This is a genomic window from Saccharicrinis fermentans DSM 9555 = JCM 21142, from assembly GCF_000517085.1.
GTDB classification, from domain to species: domain Bacteria; phylum Bacteroidota; class Bacteroidia; order Bacteroidales; family Marinilabiliaceae; genus Saccharicrinis; species Saccharicrinis fermentans.
Genome location: NZ_KI912107.1, coordinates 2,732,309 through 2,750,305 on the forward strand (window position 1 = coordinate 2,732,309; position 17,997 = coordinate 2,750,305).

The 17,997-nt window shown below is 39.4% G+C and carries 12 protein-coding genes; 4 read left to right on the top strand and 8 right to left on the bottom strand.

Going from position 1 to position 17,997, the window contains the following annotated elements:
- Positions 1-120: 120 nt before the first annotated feature.
- Together CYTFE_RS0110905 and tssD are read right to left on the bottom strand one after the other, a co-directional pair.
- A complete protein-coding gene (locus CYTFE_RS0110905) occupies positions 121-429 on the bottom strand; it encodes a hypothetical protein (protein WP_027471813.1) in 309 nt (102 codons plus the stop codon).
- A 4-nt stretch (positions 430-433) separates the two neighbouring features.
- On the bottom strand, positions 434-1,429 hold the full coding sequence (gene tssD / locus CYTFE_RS0110910; protein ID WP_027471814.1) for a type VI secretion system tube protein TssD: 996 nt from the start codon (positions 1,427-1,429) through the stop codon (positions 434-436).
- A 1,412-nt stretch (positions 1,430-2,841) separates the two neighbouring features.
- Between tssD and CYTFE_RS0110915 the strand changes: the two genes are divergently transcribed.
- The gene (locus CYTFE_RS0110915; protein WP_027471815.1) at positions 2,842-3,810 is read left to right on the top strand and encodes an ROK family protein; all 969 of its coding nucleotides are present in this window, start codon (positions 2,842-2,844) and stop codon (positions 3,808-3,810) included.
- Positions 3,811-4,102: 292 nt separating this feature from the next.
- Complete coding sequence (locus CYTFE_RS0110920) at positions 4,103-4,363, top strand: hypothetical protein (RefSeq protein WP_027471816.1); 261 nt, start codon at positions 4,103-4,105, stop codon at positions 4,361-4,363.
- 858 nt (positions 4,364-5,221) lie between these two features.
- On the opposite strand, the gene uvrB is transcribed toward CYTFE_RS0110920, so the two are convergent.
- The gene (gene uvrB, locus CYTFE_RS0110925; protein ID WP_027471817.1) at positions 5,222-7,228 is read right to left on the bottom strand and encodes an excinuclease ABC subunit UvrB; all 2,007 of its coding nucleotides are present in this window, start codon (positions 7,226-7,228) and stop codon (positions 5,222-5,224) included.
- A gap of 270 nt (positions 7,229-7,498) precedes the next feature.
- Between uvrB and CYTFE_RS0110930 the strand changes: the two genes are divergently transcribed.
- Positions 7,499-7,732 carry a hypothetical protein gene (locus tag CYTFE_RS0110930; protein WP_027471818.1) on the top strand — a complete coding sequence of 78 codons (234 nt, stop codon included), beginning with the start codon at positions 7,499-7,501 and terminating at the stop codon, positions 7,730-7,732.
- A gap of 1,361 nt (positions 7,733-9,093) precedes the next feature.
- Here the strand turns inward: CYTFE_RS0110930 and CYTFE_RS0110940 are convergent.
- Positions 9,094-9,933, bottom strand: coding sequence for a hypothetical protein (locus CYTFE_RS0110940; RefSeq protein ID WP_027471819.1), 840 nt, complete (start codon positions 9,931-9,933; stop codon positions 9,094-9,096).
- A gap of 849 nt (positions 9,934-10,782) precedes the next feature.
- Positions 10,783-12,669, bottom strand: a complete 1,887-nt coding sequence (locus CYTFE_RS0110945) for an AMP-dependent synthetase/ligase (RefSeq protein WP_027471820.1) — start codon at positions 12,667-12,669, stop codon at positions 10,783-10,785.
- 272 nt (positions 12,670-12,941) lie between these two features.
- Between CYTFE_RS0110945 and CYTFE_RS28705 the strand changes: the two genes are divergently transcribed.
- Positions 12,942-14,282: a tetratricopeptide repeat protein gene (locus CYTFE_RS28705; RefSeq protein WP_052343149.1), complete on the top strand. Its 1,341-nt coding sequence runs from the start codon at positions 12,942-12,944 to the stop codon at positions 14,280-14,282.
- 63 nt (positions 14,283-14,345) lie between these two features.
- Here CYTFE_RS28705 and rbr read toward each other — a convergent pair whose 3' ends face one another.
- The 3 genes from rbr to CYTFE_RS0110965 form a co-directional block, all read right to left on the bottom strand.
- The gene (rbr, locus tag CYTFE_RS0110955) at positions 14,346-14,921 is read right to left on the bottom strand and encodes a rubrerythrin (protein WP_027471821.1); all 576 of its coding nucleotides are present in this window, start codon (positions 14,919-14,921) and stop codon (positions 14,346-14,348) included.
- A 496-nt stretch (positions 14,922-15,417) separates the two neighbouring features.
- Positions 15,418-16,740, bottom strand: a complete 1,323-nt coding sequence (locus CYTFE_RS0110960; protein ID WP_027471822.1) for a hypothetical protein — start codon at positions 16,738-16,740, stop codon at positions 15,418-15,420.
- A gap of 19 nt (positions 16,741-16,759) precedes the next feature.
- Positions 16,760-17,752: a hypothetical protein gene (locus tag CYTFE_RS0110965; protein WP_044213967.1), complete on the bottom strand. Its 993-nt coding sequence runs from the start codon at positions 17,750-17,752 to the stop codon at positions 16,760-16,762.
- Positions 17,753-17,997 lie beyond the last annotated feature (245 nt).

The window sequence follows — 17,997 nt, forward strand, 5'->3', positions numbered from 1 at the left end:
TATCAACCCATTCAGATTTTTCTACAGAATCATTTTTCTTAAAATATCCCTTATTCGGATAGGCAATAACCTTTACAAAGCGTATTTTAATTTCATGAGGCTGACAGTTCTTTAGTACATTTAATTGACCAACTTCTTTTTGAGACGTTTTAAGTTTAATGTAGCAGTTTTATCTTTTTTAAGAGCTAGCCATGGGACATAGTAATCTTCATCATTAATTATTGTTGGGGTATATTCATTTTTTAAAGCCTCCTGTTTTGTTGGGTCTGCAAGTTTTGTGCTGAAATAATTACGGTACCAATCAAAACCAAATTCTCCATCATAATCATTGGGGCGTTCAAAATAAGCTGTTAATTTAGCAGTTGGAGTCTCCTTTATTTTAAGTGATTTTGCACTAACGTTTACTATTTTTGTATTTATTGTTAACATAGCTTTAAGATTGTTGTTGTTCGATTACCTCAAGAGGTATTCGTTCAATATTTTGACGAATAGTATAATTACTCAAAACATCTCCTTCCAAAACATCACCATTATATTTATAATCATACTTCTCATTACTCAAGTCGATGGTAATGCTTTTTCCTATACAACCCGATGTTTTAATAACCAGCTCAACATGCATACCAGGTATAACATCATCAATTTTATTGTTTTTGTCATCTACCATGTACAAGTCGTCATATGCCACTTCTTCCTGTACTTCTTCACTGCTATTAGAAGATAGATCGGTAATCTTCCAGACCTTTTCATGTTGTACATTTCTATTTTGTGTAATCGCAGATGATATACGCATTTGCATGATCATCCCCAAATGGTCTAACGAACTCATCTGTTCTCCGATACTTATACAAAAGCGATCCCAAAATTGAATTTTAAAAGCCATATCGCCATCTCCTTCATAAAATTCAATTCTTCCGTTTTTGAGTTGTGAGGATAACATCCATTGATACCAAAAATCATCATCTGATGTAGATATTAACTCCAGATTAAAGATACCTCCAAATTTATTGAATTCAATCGGCTTACAGATGGCTTGCTGTGGACGTATATACCTGTCGTATTTTCGATCGATATTGGGGATGATACCATGATCGAGTCCTTTACTATAACGCAATCTTGTCAAGGCAGTATAATATCGTTCTTTGGGTGTTTTCGGTGTATTATCAAAGTCATTCGAAGTAAAGTCGCTTTCTGACTCTTTTAAAGCTTCTTTTTTTAATTCCCTATCGAGACGACTTAATCTAACGGAAGGTATATTTCCTTTGTGATAAGGGGATAAATGATCACTATCTTCCATATCAAAGGGAAAATTTAATTGTAAAAATTTCTGATAGTATTTATTATTGTCTTTTACAGGACAAAAATACTCATAGTTTAGTTTGTTTAGCCAACGTTCATTATCGTCAACTATCAATTTTAATTTATACATGTGTGTATTGGTTAAAAATTAAAGCATTAACAGTATACCTGTTTAATTTTCAGTGCAATGAGAGAACATTATGAAACACATGTCTCTCAACACAAAATTTTAAATAATGTATACCAAAATTAATAAAACTTATTTAGGTTTTAAAACTATAATTAATAATTAAAATATGAATAAATTAGATTTCGCAAATCAATCATTATTGATAAATAGTGAGGTTCTATGTTTTACTTGAAATTCTATTAAAAAAGAAGGCTTTCAATGTCTCAGAAAGACAACTCTCAACTCTACAACTACAACACCTTGCCACCTTAACAACTTTATCAACTCGCCAACTTCAACGATTTAGACAACTCGCCAATTAAATGGCCATAAAAGAAGGCTTTTCTGAGACGAGGCATAACGGGTCCTAAGATGAAAATATCTCAACGCTTGCAATTTAAAAACAATCATCGCTTTAGAGTGAACCATGCTTTACTTCGTACATGGTATATTGCTTGCTTTTGAAACTTCCGCTAATGTCCTTTTTATTCGGGGAGGTTTATTTTTAAAGGCCCTCATGATAACTTCGTCATTATCATTGCCATAAAAAGGACCAAAAAGGTCTAGAACAATAGATCACTACCTCCCCGGCATCAGCGAACCCAAATGATGTATTAGAACTTCGTCATGAGAATTAAAAGTGCAATCAATCAAGAACTTGTTGAGATGAGGCATAGCACCAGCTATGGTGAATTGAAACAAGTTAGCTGGCGACTTGATTGGCAGCAATTTTAATTCGTAATAGATTCTCTAATGCAGCTTTTGGGTTATCTTTCCGTCCGGCACACACTTCTTTCGCGCTAGGCCAACCGCACTACCACCTCAAGTGCGCCCAGGAAAACTTCTCTCCAACGCCGGCCACGGCTATTGTTCTGGCCTGCCCTGCGGTTCATTAATTGATAGCTTTGTACATTAATGGAAGATATTTATTAAATGAGAAACACAACTATAACAACTTCAACAACTCCACGACTTTAACAACTCGCCAACCTAACAAGCTAACATGCTAACAGCTTTACCAACTCGCCAAATTGCAACTTCTTAACCGAATCATCCACCATCTCAGTACAACATTTTGAAGAAAAGAAACAATAAAGCAAATAATTCCCGTTAGAGTTTCTCTTTTTTTCTATTTTTGGACTATGAGGGCTGTGCTTGGCGTTATCCTTGTTTTACAACATACAGAACAAGGAAATTTATGTCGAATACACAATAACCTTCAATAAAAATTGTATTACCTGTGCAATAAATAATAACACATTCAAGATCAAAAAACCAATGAAGCACATGAAACAAGCCACGAGGAGACTATTCTTACACAGGTAGATGATTAGCCTGGCAAGTTCCGTGTGAGCATAAAAAAATTTAAACACATGAAAAAAGTATCTGTAGGAGTGGATATCGGTGGAACCAACACCGCCATCGGCATTGTTGACGAAGCAGGAAAAGTAATTGCCAAAGGAGGTATTGAAACACCCAGTCATGGAGACATTGAAAAATACATGGATGATTTAACCGCAGCTATTCGTAACTTGGTTAGTTCGGCTGGAGAGATACTAACTGTATTGGGTATTGGAGTTGGTGCTCCCAATGGAAACTATTACAACGGAACCATTGAATATGCACCCAATTTATCATTTCAAGGTATTATTCCCTTTGTCGAATTGCTAAAAAAACGCTTCCCTGAGCTGGATATTATTGCTTTAACCAACGATGCCAACGCTGCCACCATCGGAGAAATGATATACGGAGGAGCCAAAGGCATGAAGAACTTTGTGATGTACACATTAGGTACAGGGGTAGGTTCAGGTATCGTAGTGAATGGTGACTTAGTTTATGGTCATGACGGATTTGCAGGTGAATGCGGTCATACCACCCTCATCCCTGACGGTAGAACTTGTGGCTGTGGTGCCAAAGGCCATTTAGAAGCCTATTGCTCCGCTCCCGGCATGAAACGTACAGCCTTCGAATTAATGGCTAGATACAATGCCACCGACTCGTTATTGGCCAATAAATCCTTTAATGAACTGGATTCGAAGATGATCTTTGACGCTGCCGAGGCTGGCGACAAGATAGCTTTGGAAGTATTTGAAATTACCGGAAAATATTTGGGTCAAGGACTAGCGGATACTGTACACCATTTAAGTCCTGAGGCTATCTTTTTATTTGGTGGCCCAACAGCTGCAGGCGATTATATCTTTAAGCCAACCAAAGAAAGCATGGAAGCTCATTTACTTCCCATATTTACGGATAAAATTAAGATTCTTCCTTCTGAACTAGACAGTGGCGATGCTGCCATCGTAGGAGCTAGCGCGCTGGTTTATAAAGAAATGGAAAAATAATACAGCAAGCAGTCGGCAGATAAATTTTATTTGTCGACTGTAAACCTACTAATCTATAAGATCACACTAAATCATAGACATACCCAATCAAGTATTGACATGGCTCATTACTGCTATCGCACGACTTTATCGTGTATGCCATGAATAAACAAAGATCACGCCTTCAATAAGACCATGCGCTCCTGCATGATGTTTTGAGTAATAATTCCGTCCGGCATACTACCTCCTCAAGTCCAGCGCACTACCACCTCAAGTGCGCCCTTAAACCCGGATGATGTATTAGAACTTCGTCATGAGCATTAAAATGGCAATAAAAGAAGGCTTTTCTGAGACGAGGCATAGTAACTACTATGGTGAGTCGAAGAAAAGTAACGAAGTGACTTCTTTTGAAGTCATTTTAAGGCGTAATAGATTTTCTAATGCATTTTCCGGGTTACATCTCGCCAGCGCTGGCCACGGGGCTATTGTTCTGGCCAACCCTGCAGTCTTTTTACTGATTGTTGGGTTTTTAAGTGAGAATTATCGTTTGTTGAGAAATGTTGAATCTGGTTAGGAATGAGTTGTAACTACTTTTGTTTTACTTGAAGTCTTTTCAATATTGAACTGTCTCCATATGTTCTTTTTGTCATTGCCACAAAAAGAACCAAAAAGGTCTAGAACAATAGATCGCTATCAGCCCTACATCAACTTCCCTTTCCGTCCAGCGCACTACCACCTCAAGTGCGCCCAGGGAAGCCTCTCGCAAGCGCCGGCCCCGGGGCTATTGTTCTGGCCTGCCCTGCGATCTTTTACTGATAGTTTCATATACGAATGGAAGATATCTATTAAATGAGAAATACAACTCAGCCACTCCACGACTTTACCGGCTCGCCAATCTAACAAGCTAACAAGCTAACAAGCTAAAAACTTTACCAACTTCAACAACTCGCCAACTTCAACAACTTAACAACTCGCCAACTTCAAGCTTCTCTCCAACGCTGGCCCCGGGGCTATTGTTCTGGCCTACCCTGCGGTCTTTTACTGATAGTTTCATATACGAATGGAAGATATCTATTAAATGAGAAATACAACTCAGCCACTCCACGACTTTACCGGCTCGCCAATCTAACAAGCTAACAAGCTAACATCTTTACCAACTCGCCACCATCAAACTTCTCTCCAACGCCGACCACGGCTATTGTTCTGGCCAACCCTGCAGTCTTTTTACTGATTGTTGGGTTTTTAAGTGAGAATGATCGTTTGTTGAGAAATGTTGAATCTGGTTAGGAATGAGTTGTAACTACTTTTGTTTTACTTGAAGTCATTTCAAGATTGAACAACAACTCCCAAAACAAAAAAAATAATACCTTATACCTTTTACCCAAAACCTCTTAACTTGGCAATTATAACAACTCGCCAACTAAGCACCTCATCAACTTTTCTCCTTCAGTAGTTTTTGCAATTTAAACATCTCATCGCGATACTGAGCGGCCGTAATAAAATCCAGTTCTTTAGAAGCTTTCTGCATGGCTTTCTTTGTTTTTTCCACTGCTTTCTCAAGTCCTTCTTTACTCATATAACTCACCACAGGATCAGCTGCCACATCAATACCTTCAGGTTCCACATAAGCTTTTTCCTCTGCTGCCCCACGGCCTAGCACACCTGTATGTTTTTTATGAATCTGCTGCGGAGTGATTCCATGCTCTTCATTATACCTCAGCTGCTTCTCTCTACGATGGTTGGTAGAATCGATGGTTTTTTGCATAGATTTGGTAATCACATCAGCATACATAATCACCAGTCCGTTAATATTACGGGCAGCACGACCAGCGGTCTGTGTCAAGGATCGTTCCGACCTCAGGAAGCCTTCCTTATCCGCATCCAATATGGCTACCAAAGACACTTCCGGCAAATCCAGTCCTTCCCGTAATAAGTTAACCCCCACCAATACATCAAAGACGCCCTTACGTAGATTATCCATGATCTCTACACGATCCAAAGTATCCACATCAGAGTGTATATACGCACATTTAATATTTAACTTTTGCAGATAGCTGGTCAGTTCTTCTGCCATTCTTTTGGTCAAGGTGGTTACCAAGATTCTCTCATTCACCTCTATGCGTTTACGAATCTCTTCCAGCAAGTTATCTATTTGATTAAGACTCGGACGAACATCAATGATGGGATCCAGAAGTCCAGTAGGACGAATGACCTGCTCTACAATGACTCCCTCACTCCTTTCAATCTCGTAATCGGCTGGCGTTGCGGAAACATAGATAGCCGTCCCCACGATCTCCTCAAACTCCTCAAATCTAAGCGGTCTATTATCCATTGCCGCCGGCAAGCGAAAGCCATGCTCCACCAATGTCTCCTTACGCGACCTATCACCCCCATACATGGCTCTAATCTGTGGAATTGTCACATGACTCTCATCAATGACCATCATAAAATCATCCGGAAAATAATCTAGTAGACAGAAGGGGCGTGTACCTGGGTTTCTACCATCAAAGTAACGTGAATAATTTTCTATGCCCGGACAATACCCCAACTCACGCATCATCTCCAGGTCGTAGGTCACCCGTTCCTCAATTCTTTTGGCTTCCTGATGCTTACCAATATCTTTCAGATAGGTCACATGCTCCATCATATCATCCTGAATCATCCGAATGGCCATCTGCGTGCGCTCCTTGGTGGTTACAAACAGATTAGCAGGATATATCAAGACATTCTCCTGTTGCGAGATAGTCGTACCATGTGTAGGATCAAACAGGGTAATTTCTTCTACCTCATCTCCCCAAAAACCAATACGAAAAGCATGGTCCGCATAAGCTGGAAATATCTCCACATTGTCACCCTTGACCCTAAAGTTACCCCGGTTAAACTCCACCTCATTTCGTGAGTACAGACTATCTACCAATAGCCTCAAGAGTTGGTTACGCCCAATATTCTGCCCCACACTCAGGTTGACCACATTGGCATGAAAGTCCTCTGGATTTCCAATTCCATACAAGCAAGACACAGAAGACACCACGATCACATCCTTTCTGCCAGAAAGCAAAGCCGAACTGGCACTTAATCTCAATTTCTCTATCTCCTGATTGATGGATAAATCTTTCTCAATATAGGTATCTGTCACCGGCAAGTAGGCTTCTGGCTGGTAATAATCATAATACGAGACAAAATATTCCACCGCATTATCAGGAAAGAAATTTTTAAACTCCCCATACAATTGGGCTGCCAGTGTTTTATTATGACTCAGCACCAATGTGGGTCTTTGTACTTGTTCAATCACATTGGCCACCGTAAAGGTCTTTCCCGATCCGGTAACCCCCAGTAATGTCTGATGAGGTATATTTTCATTAATACCTTGTACCAATTGTTTAATCGCCTCAGGCTGATCTCCTGTTGGTTTAAAATCTGATTTTATTTTTAATTCCATAAGAACATAACTTGGGTGCTCAAAATATGAAATTCAAATTCGTTAGCCAAAGAATATGACAAAGCTTTTATTTAATTTCCTAGCGGATGCATTGGAGTTTTCTCGATTCATGAAAAATACTGGATATCGTTTTAAGAACCTGACACTTTCTATATATGCTCGTAAAAGCCTACAATATAAAACACTGCCACAAAAAAAACCAAAGGTCTAGAACAATAGGTCACTACCTCCCCGACATCAGCAAACCAAATGATGTATTAGAACTTCGTCATGAGCGTTGAAATGGCAATAAAAGAAGGCTTTTCTGAGACGAGGCATAGTAACTACTATGGTGAGTCGAAGAAAAGTAACGAAGTGACTTCTTTTGAAGTCATTTTAAGGCGTAATAGATTTTCTAATGCATTTTCCGGGTTACATCTCGCCAACGCCGGCCCCGGGGCTATTGTTCTGGCCAACCCTGCAGTTGATTTGCTGATAGTTTCTTATGTAAATGGGAGATATTGATTAAATGAGAAACACATCTATAATAACTTCAACAACTTCACGACTTTACCAGCTCGCCAACCTAACAAGCTAACAAGCTACCAACTCGCCAACTATAACAACTACAACAACTTTACCAACTACAACAACTCGCCAACTTCAAGCTTCTCGCTACCGCCGGCCCCGGGGCTATTGTTCTGGCCAACCCTGCAGTCTTTTTACTGATTGTTGTGTATTTAAATGGGGATTATTCATTCATTGAGAGTTATTGAATATGGTTTTTATAATTGAGAACTTCTATGTTTTACTTGAATGCATTTATTAAATTGGAAATATTGATTCTGTATAGAGAGGATAGATTGATTCTTTTGATACACACCTTGCCCTTGCTGCTTATCGATATGTCCTTTTTATCATTGCCATAAAAAGGACCAAAAAGGTCTAGAACAATAGATCACTATCAGCCCGCATCGACCAACACAAATGATGTATTAGAACTTCGTCATGAGAATTAAAAGTGCAATCAATCAAGAACTTATTGAGATGAGGCATAGCACCAGCTATGGTGAATTGAAACAAGTTAGCGGGCGACTTGATTGGCAGCAATTTTAATTCGTAATAGATTTTCTAATGCAGCTTTTGGGTTATCTTTCCGTCCGGCACACACTTCCTTCGCGCTAGGCCAACCGCACTACCACCTCAAGTGCGCCCTTAAACCCGGATGATGTATTAGAACTTCGTCATGAGCATTAAAATGGCAATAAAAGAAGGCTTTTCTGAGAAGAGGCATAGCACCAGCTATGGTGAGTTGAAGAAAAGTAACGAAGTGACTTCTTTTGAAGTCATTTTAAGGCGTAATAGATTTTCTAATGCATTTTCCGGGTTACATCTCTCCACCGCCGGCCACGGCTATTGTTCTGGCCAACCCTGCAGTTGATTTGCTGATAGTTTCTTATGTAAATGGAAGATATTTATTAAATGAGAAACACAACTATAACAACTTCAACAACTCCACGACTCCACGACTTTAACAACTCCGCAACTTTACCAACTCGCCAACCTAACAAGCTAACATGCTAACAAGCTAACAGCTTTACCAACTCGCCACCCTCAAGCTTCTCACCACCGCCGGCCCCGGGGCTATTATTCTGGCCTGCCCTGCGGTTCATTAGCTGATAGTTTCTTATGTAAATGGAAGATATTGATTAAATGAGAAACACAACTTCAACAACTCCACGACTTTACCGGCTCGCCAACCTAACAACAAGCTAACAAGCTAACAAGCTAACAAGCTAACAAGCTAACAACTTTACCAACTCCCAAGACAAAAAAAATCCTCCTACACAATGACTATGGCAGGAGGATTTAAGAATATCTTTTTATTATCGTTTGTAACGTTTTGATTTTCGTTTACTAGGTCGTTTATATTTTGTTCTGGATTTTCTATAGAGACTACGTGTTTTTGTATATGCTTTCCTGTTGTACTTGGGCGAGTTTCGCCATTGACTGTCGTTGAAAAGGTAAGTAATACCCAGCGTAGCCACATAAAAGAAGTCATTACCTTCGGTAACAACCGTTTGCTGTCCTGGCGTACCATAACCAATATACCACTCATCATGACCATCCAACTGATCTGTGAAAGGCATGGATGCAATAAATTCAGCCGTAACACTAAAATGACTGTCCCAATAATAATTAACGCCACCACCAAAGGATACCAAAGGACTGGCGCCACTCACTTCTCGCCAAACAGTACCATCAGGTTCTTCTCCTGCACCACCCCAATACTCAGTAGCACTATACTGTATAATACCAGCTTCAGCAATTACGTAGGGCTTAAACAAGCGCTGTTTAAACAAACCCAGTGTCAGATCCAAGGGCCTGAAAGTGGCTCCCAATGAAAATTGAATAAAGGAATTATCAAAGTATGCATATGGCAGAGTAGCTCCATCATTTATCTGCGTCCCTTTCATAGAGCCATAATTGATATCCACCCTGGCATTTAAATAGGACAGCAATTCCTTTTCAGCAGCAACACCAAAAACGTAATTGGTTCTACCTTCTGAAACCAAATCACCGAAAAACATATTAACACCGGCCTTAGGTTGAATCTTGAAGCCTTCAAGAAACTGCCTTCTTTTGGTTCTGTACTGTGAAGAAACAGAAACAGAAATCATTATTATAATGCTGGCAATTAAAGCCTTTCGAATGTATTGTTGCATTTAGAATAGTTTATCGACAGTTTTATTACGTATGAAATTGATAAAAAGTTTAATAAAATAGCAATCTTTTCAAATTTTTAAACTTAATTGATGATTTTTATAGTCTTCAAATGACTTTATAACCAAACATGTTACGTAATTTAACTATAATTAAAATAGTGACCAAATTCACTTTAACCTTCGTCATATCACTAGATTTAATACTCCTAACAAGTGCAAAAATAAAATTTAATCTTATTCCACAGGCACTAATCTGACTTTTTTTGTGATATTTTAGTTTAACGACTTTAAATGATTGAGCAAGCTACTGTTTTATTGAACCAAAGTATATTTATAAGTTTTTTTGACTCTCCATGCATCCTATGTCTTTTCAAAAACACCGCCGTCTATTACATATAAATTCTTTATTTAAGCCGTAATCCAATTCAACAGAAAGATACTCCTCTAGTCATTGCATATCCGCTATGAATACACTAACTATATAGTCTTTGCAAGAAAACACCAAATACTGCGTTATTCTCATTTTTGAAACAGTCATTTACAATCAGTAAACTCCTTGGTTTCAAAAATATCGAAAGCCTTGTCTTTGAAGCTTTCATATGTTTATAATTTATTTCTTAATGGTCATATGGAACTCGCCGTGATAATCATTCACCTGTGTGAGAGATCACTCTCATGGCTCGTTTCATATGATTATAATTTGTCTTTCAATGGTCATATGGAACTCCCGATGAATTTTAATCATTCTTCTGTGTGTATTTTAGAATGCTAAAATTCATATTCGTTTCTTATCAAAGACTGAAAAAACAGTCCTTTTCTTGCAGCCACTATATATGACTTTACCTTCCTTTATTCCTGCAGAAGTTTTCTCATATTCTCCACATTCATGGTATTTCCGATTTTTTTACCTTCCGGAGAATAGCACATATCTATTTCCTGCTGAAAAAACAGAGCCACCTTGTCCCTTACCATCTTCATGGTGCTATTGATCAATTTATTCTGTTCCGAGAATGGTTCTGAGGCAATAGCAAAAGTAGAAGGAAGCCAGCGTTGAGGAAAAAGGTTTTGATACGGTCCTCCGACTTTAAACTGATTCAGTTCCGCATCTATCCGCTTAATTATTTCCTGAATACCAACACGCGACCTGAGTGCACTAACTTTCTCCATATTGGGCACTACGATAGCTGTGGTGTAAGCATTCTGATTATTATATAGCATGATTTGATCTATCAACACGCAATGATCAACAATAGCTTCCTCAATACCTTCAGGACTATATTTTTCTCCATCCGAACCAATCAACAGACTTTTAAATCTTCCTTTTACATACAAAAAATTCTCATGATCCAGATAGCCCAGATCGCCCGTATAAAGCCAACCATCCTTTATGGTATCCTTGGTAGCTTCCGGGTTTTTCCAGTATCCTTTCATTACATTTTCACCTTTAACCACAATCTCACCAAGCTGTCCAGTCCCAAGCGATTTACCCGTATCATCACATATTTTAATTTTCAAATTATTCACTACTTTTCCAGAAGAGCCTAGCTTATGATACCGCGGGGTATTGGCCGAAATAATAGGCGAGGCTTCACTTAATCCATACCCTTGGTACATGGGTATCCCGATGGCATAGAAAAATTGCTGCAAGTCATCATCCAGCAAAGCCCCACCCCCAATAAAGAAAGTCAGGTTACCCCCAAAGCCTATCTTTATCTTGCTAAATAATATTCTATCGAAGATATGCACCAAGGGTTTAGCCAGTCTTTTTAATCCGGCACCCCTATTGTTACCCGTTCCATTATACCAATAAGATAACTTAAGTGCAAAATCAAACAAGCTACGAATGACCTTACCCTTCTGATCCATTCCTTTCTCGATATTCTTTTTAAAGTTCTTGGCCATAGCCGGAACACTCATTAATACATGTGGCTGTATTTCCTGGATGTTATTCGTAAAATTTTTCAATGTCTCCATCTGTGTTTTGCCCACTTGAACAGCAGCTATACTGGCTCCCGTATCCATAAAAGAATAAAGTGCGGCAGTATGCGCAAAGGCATGATCCCAGGGTAACACAACCAGCGTACGATAATCGGCTGGTATATGGATATAGCTAAAGGCCTGCTCCACATTGGCCGTATAATTCCTTTGGGAGAGCATGATGCCCTTGGGCTGTGCCGTGGTGCCCGAGGTGTAGGTGATCGTAGCTATATCCTGGGGAAGTACATTTTGGATCAGGCGCTCATAAGCCTCCGTATCATCAAGCATCCTGCGCTTACCCCAATCCATAATTTCCTGTATATCCACTTCGTCATCCTCCAAGGGAATATCCGGGGTAAAAACAATAGTCTTCTTGAGTGCGGGAAGATCCTTTTTCACCATCCTGATTTTATGCAGCTGATTCTGAGACACCAACACATAACTACTCTCCGAATGCTTTAAACGAAATATTAAATCATTATCCGGCTCCAACTTAATGGATAGAGGAACCGTGACAGCCCTATTGCTCAAGACGGCCAATTCACTGATTAACCATAGTTTTCTTCCTTCAGAAAGCAAAGCAAGACGTTCTTCACCAACAATGCCAAATTCCTTTAACCCCACGGCCAACTGCTGAACCATAACATATGCCTCTTGATAGCTGGTAGATTGATAAATTCGGCTATCCTTTTCCCACAACAATGTGTTATCCGGAAATTGCTGCACTTTTTTCTTGAAGAAACTAATCATTGATTCCATAGACGTATTCTAATTAATATCTGGTGGCAAATATAACAATAGATCAACAGGCTACAAGTTACGAGCATCCTACAGTCCTAAAGTGTTCATTATCGTACAACATCCGTCTAAATCGAACAGTTTTCACTGCACACCCCCTGTCTCTACCAACGTATCAAACTCACTATCTGACCCTTACCATACACTGGCAAGATTATTGGATACCAGACAACAACACATACATAACTACATAAAGAACTAAATTGTTTAATGTCTTATTAAAACCAACAACCATGAAAAAGCATATTGCATTATGGGGGATCCTCCTTCTTTGCCTTGGTACCTTTGTTAAAGGCGAAAATACTTATCCCAGTGAAAAAGATAGTATAGAATGTCTAAAACAATTCTCCATCTATTCTTTAAACCTGAAAAAAAAGATGTACGACTACGCAGTTGAACCATGGAATTACATGTTTACCAACTGTCCACAAACCAGTGTCAAATTATATGCCGATGGTGTTAAGCTTTACGACCATTATTATAAGACAGCAAAAACCGAAGAGAGAAAATCGGAAATCGTTGATACCATCATGATGATTTACGACCAACGCCTCCAATATTTTTCCAGCCACCCCAAATATTCCGAAGGATGGATCTTAGGGCGAAAAGCATTGGATTTAATGAAATACAAAAGAGGTCAAGCACAAGCCATGAAAGATGCCTACGAATGGTTTACAAGATCGTTCGAATTACAAGGGGACAAATCAGAAGATGCCATTCTCTTTACCTGGTTGAAAACATCCAAGAGTCTACTGGATCATGGCGACCTGAACAGTCAACAATTCTTAAACGATTTTTTAACTATCTCCAGTGTATTGGACATACAGTTGGCCAAAGCCAGTGCAAAAGTAAAACCTCGCATTCTGCAAATAAGACAAGGATGTGAGGACTTGTTGGTTAAAAGTGGAGCTGGAGAATGTGCCGTAATAGAACCCCTATTGACTGACCAGTTGAATGCGGACAGTGAAAATCCGGAAAACATCACAAGAATAATTACTCTACTAGATAAACTAGAGTGCAACAAATCAGCCTTTTATGCAGGTGTGGTCGAAAAAAACTACACTTTAAACCCTTCCCACATTTCAGCTCACCATTTGGCCAAGATGTTTGTTAAGAAAGGTGATTTTACCAAAGCCATCGAATATTACAACAAAGCCATCGAAAGCTGTGAGGGAGACGAGGCACGTTCGCTATATTACTACGAGCTGGCTGTACTGGAATTCGCTCACAATAAAAACTACCCCAGTGCCGTAAAATTCGCACAGAAATCCATTTCATTAAAAGGCGATTGGGGAAAACCCTATTTATTGCTGGGTAATATTTATGCGGCCGGCAGCAAGAATTATGGTAATGATGAATTTGAACATGCCACTGTATACTGGGTAGTTATAGACCACTTTTCAAAGGCTAAGCAAATTGATCCGGAATGTGCGCCAGAAGCCGAAGAGCAGATTGCCCTCTACTCAAAATATATTCCAGATCAAGAAAGTGGATTTTTCCATGGTTTACAAGAGGGAGATTCCTATAAACTAGGTGACTGGATCAACGAAAGCACTATAGTGAGGTTTAGGTAAAAAAAATTGGTCAACGCTTAGCCCACAAAGAGCTGATCGTTGACCAATAATCAAATAACTTTATTAATAATTTTCATCTTTTATTTGAAAATATGCACGATCGTGCTGACAAGCCGGACATTTTTGTGGCGCTTTTTTACTTTCATGAAGGAAACCACAATTACGGCACTTCCAAATTACCTTATCCTCTCTTTCAAACACCTTACCTGATTCCAGATTGTCATATAAGGTACGATATCTCTCTTCATGATAAGCTTCTACTTTGGCAATCATTTTAAAAGCAACAGCCACTTCTTTAAATCCTTCTTCTTCCGCCACTTTCGCAAATTCAGGATATAACTCAGTCCACTCTTCATTTTCGCCTTCAGCAGCTGCCTTTAAGTTATCAAGCGTTGTTCCAATAACACCCGCTGGGTAGGTAGCAGTTATTTCAACCATACCCCCTTCTAAAAACTTAAAAAAACGTTTAGCATGTTCTTTTTCTTGTTCTGCCGTTTCCATAAAAATAGCAGAAATTTGCTCTAGACCCTCTTTTTTAGCTTGCTTAGAAAAATAAGTATACCTCATTCTTGCCTGTGACTCCCCGGCAAATGCCTTCAGTAAGTTCTGTTCTGTTTTTGTTCCTTTTAAACTTTCCATATTTAATTTGTTTAATTTTTGTCCTATATATCTTGGACTGTGAAGATAATAAATATAGAAAGCAGATAAACCCACTCATTGGTAATTTAGAACGTTTCTATCCACTGTTCAAACCTAAATGATGTGTTAGAACTTCGTTGTGAGCATTAAAATGGCCATAAAAGAAGGCTTTTCTGAGACGAGGCATAGTAGCGCTATGGCGAATTGAAGAAAAGTAACGAAGTGACTTCTATTGAAGCCATTTAAAGGCGTAATAGATTTTCTAATGCAGCTTTTGGGTTATCTTCCGTCCCGCACACACTTCTTTCGCACTATGCCAACCTAACAACCTAACAAGCTAACCATCTAGCTATCTAACTATCTAACAAGCTAACTATCTAACAAGCTAACCATCTAACTATCTAACAAGCTAACAACTTTACCTCCTTCAACAACTCGCCAAATTAACACCTACAACAACCCGTCACCCTAATACCTTGTCGACTTCCACCATTCATTACTTCAAAAAACCACTTTGATCCAAATAAGTCCAGTTTTTCACCCAATTGTTAGATCCCACTGCTCCTTTAAAAAGGACCAGATCCATTCCATCGGGTAGTTCGTCAAGATTATCAGACACTGAATTTTCGGGAATAAGATTATAGGGAGCAGAGGCAGCAATACCCGGATCATAAATCACATTCTGCCCTGCCGCAAAATGCGCCTTCACCTCCTGATCGATGGAGGTGATGTCAAAGCCCAGGTTGGTATAGGCACTAAACACAGATATCCCTGAATTTCCGGCAACATCGAAAAAGATATTATTACGAATACTTAAACGCCCATTATTAAATTGGGTATATGAGTCAAGCTGCGACTGCTGATAATTGATAGCAACACCACTATCCTGATTAATAAAAAGGCAATTACTGATATATCCTCCGGCACTGGAGTTAAAAACCGCACACTGCCTATTATAATGGCTACCCTGTCCAATAAAGGTACCATTGGCTATGACGGGACTGGTTCGCGGATGATTTTCCCTATCACTAAACTCCACCAGCGTATTTCCGTTATTTTCACCTTGAATGGCCACCAAGAACTGCAATCTACCAACATATCCATTCTCAATATCAAAAGCATCGTCCCCATTAAAGGCTGACACCAAGTATTTGCAGGTGACTGTACCGCCAAATATCTCAAAACCATCATCCTGACACGACATTACCTCCACATGCTCAATGGTAGTTCCACTACCTACACCCCCTAAAGTAAGACCGTTAATATCGTTCACATCAGATATCCGGGTACCTCCATGACGAATGGACACATATTTAAAAACACCCGAGTTATCATCACTGGTTAAACCTCCATAGACAGCTCTAGGTTCAGAGCTTGGTATGCCCTCAATCAAATCCTCCCCAGAGGCTGTATTAATAGGTGCACTACCCAAAATATAAATACCCCCCCACAAACCGGAAGTCAATGGAGGCAGAGAACCTGCGAGGTCATCCGATTCTGCGGTAAATACAATGGGCCTTTCCTCTGTACCCTCAGCCATTATCCTCCCACCACGTGCTACAATCAAGGCTCCCGCCTCCTCTCCTTCACCTGCTTTGAAACGAATAACAGCACCTGGCTCAATGGTTAACAACTGGCCGTCATTCACATACACTTTACCATCTATTAGATAATCCACATTGGCCCTCCAGGTTGCATCTCCTATTCCGGTACCATGATCGCTGATTACCACAGGTCCAACAGGAATTTCATAGTCACTTTTCCGACAAGCTTGCGTACAAACCATCATACAAAGGAGGATATATGATAAATTTCTCATATTCATACAGTTTAAGATATTAAAAGGTAACTTCCAGATTAACAAATATGGTAGACTCCATCTCCATATTACTTGCCAAAGGAACCCAATCTTGGTAATTTAAAGCGATATGTATATGCTGAATGGGGCTATACTGAACGCCACTTATAATGGCAGAACCATCCTCGCTTAAGTTCCATGGCAAATGATCACCGGCAGGGATGTTCGATTCCAAATAATCATAGCGAGCAAATAGCTCGATAACATCACTCAAATAATAAGCCCCGTATATGGAATATCCATAACGTTGATTACCCTGGATATAATTTTCATTATCCTTCATGGTACCCTCCAGAGCCAAATTAAAAAGAGAACCCTTATAGCCAACAAAGGCAGTATAAGTACTTTGCACCACTGCTTTATTGATCATATCACCATAAATACGAAACAACCAGGTTTTATTGGGGTGATAAGTAATACCTCCTGTAGCCTTAAAAGAGTTATCATTTTGAAGTTTTTTATATCCTTCGCCATTCATAAATGCCACATCAGCCTCCCATTCATTCCATTTCCCCACAAAGGAAAGACCAATATCGGCACTGGGTCCCAGACTATTGCCTTCTGCAATATTTTTGTAGATATAACGTCGTCCCCAAAAACCATTCTGCAATTTATACTGATAGGTACTTTGCAAACCAAAACCAATGGTCACATTTTCTACCTTATAATAAGCCGCCGCAGTCTTAAAATACGCATACCTATTTATCTGTCCTGTTTCACCCAAGGCATCAGGAGATCCGATATCAAGCTTCAGGGCCATGGAAAAAGCAGGTGTAAGCTTATATTTATAACCAAAGTAAGCACGCTGTACCTCAAAGCCAGTGGTGGGGTCATCACTTTTGAGTGAAGAATTAAAGTTGGCATACAATCTTCCATTAAAAGCACCATTGGGTTTAAAGTCAGAATCCTGTGCCCAGCACCCCCCATAACCCAACAGCAGAATGCCCAGGGTAGTCAGTATTTCTTTTACCATGTAGATTTAAGTTTATTCCTTTTTTAATATGACAATAAGGGAGCACGCACAAAAGCTACGATGAGGATCCGTACTATAATATAAAAATAGTTTTAAAGAGAGCACCTCCTCCATAAACAAAGGGGCGACTCTCAAAAGAAGTTTAGCTAACAATCAAGTCAAAACCCATGAAACAGAAAATCTTATCAATACCTGATTCACGAGCCGGCCGACACTCCCCCATCATGCTAAACGCAACACGTCAA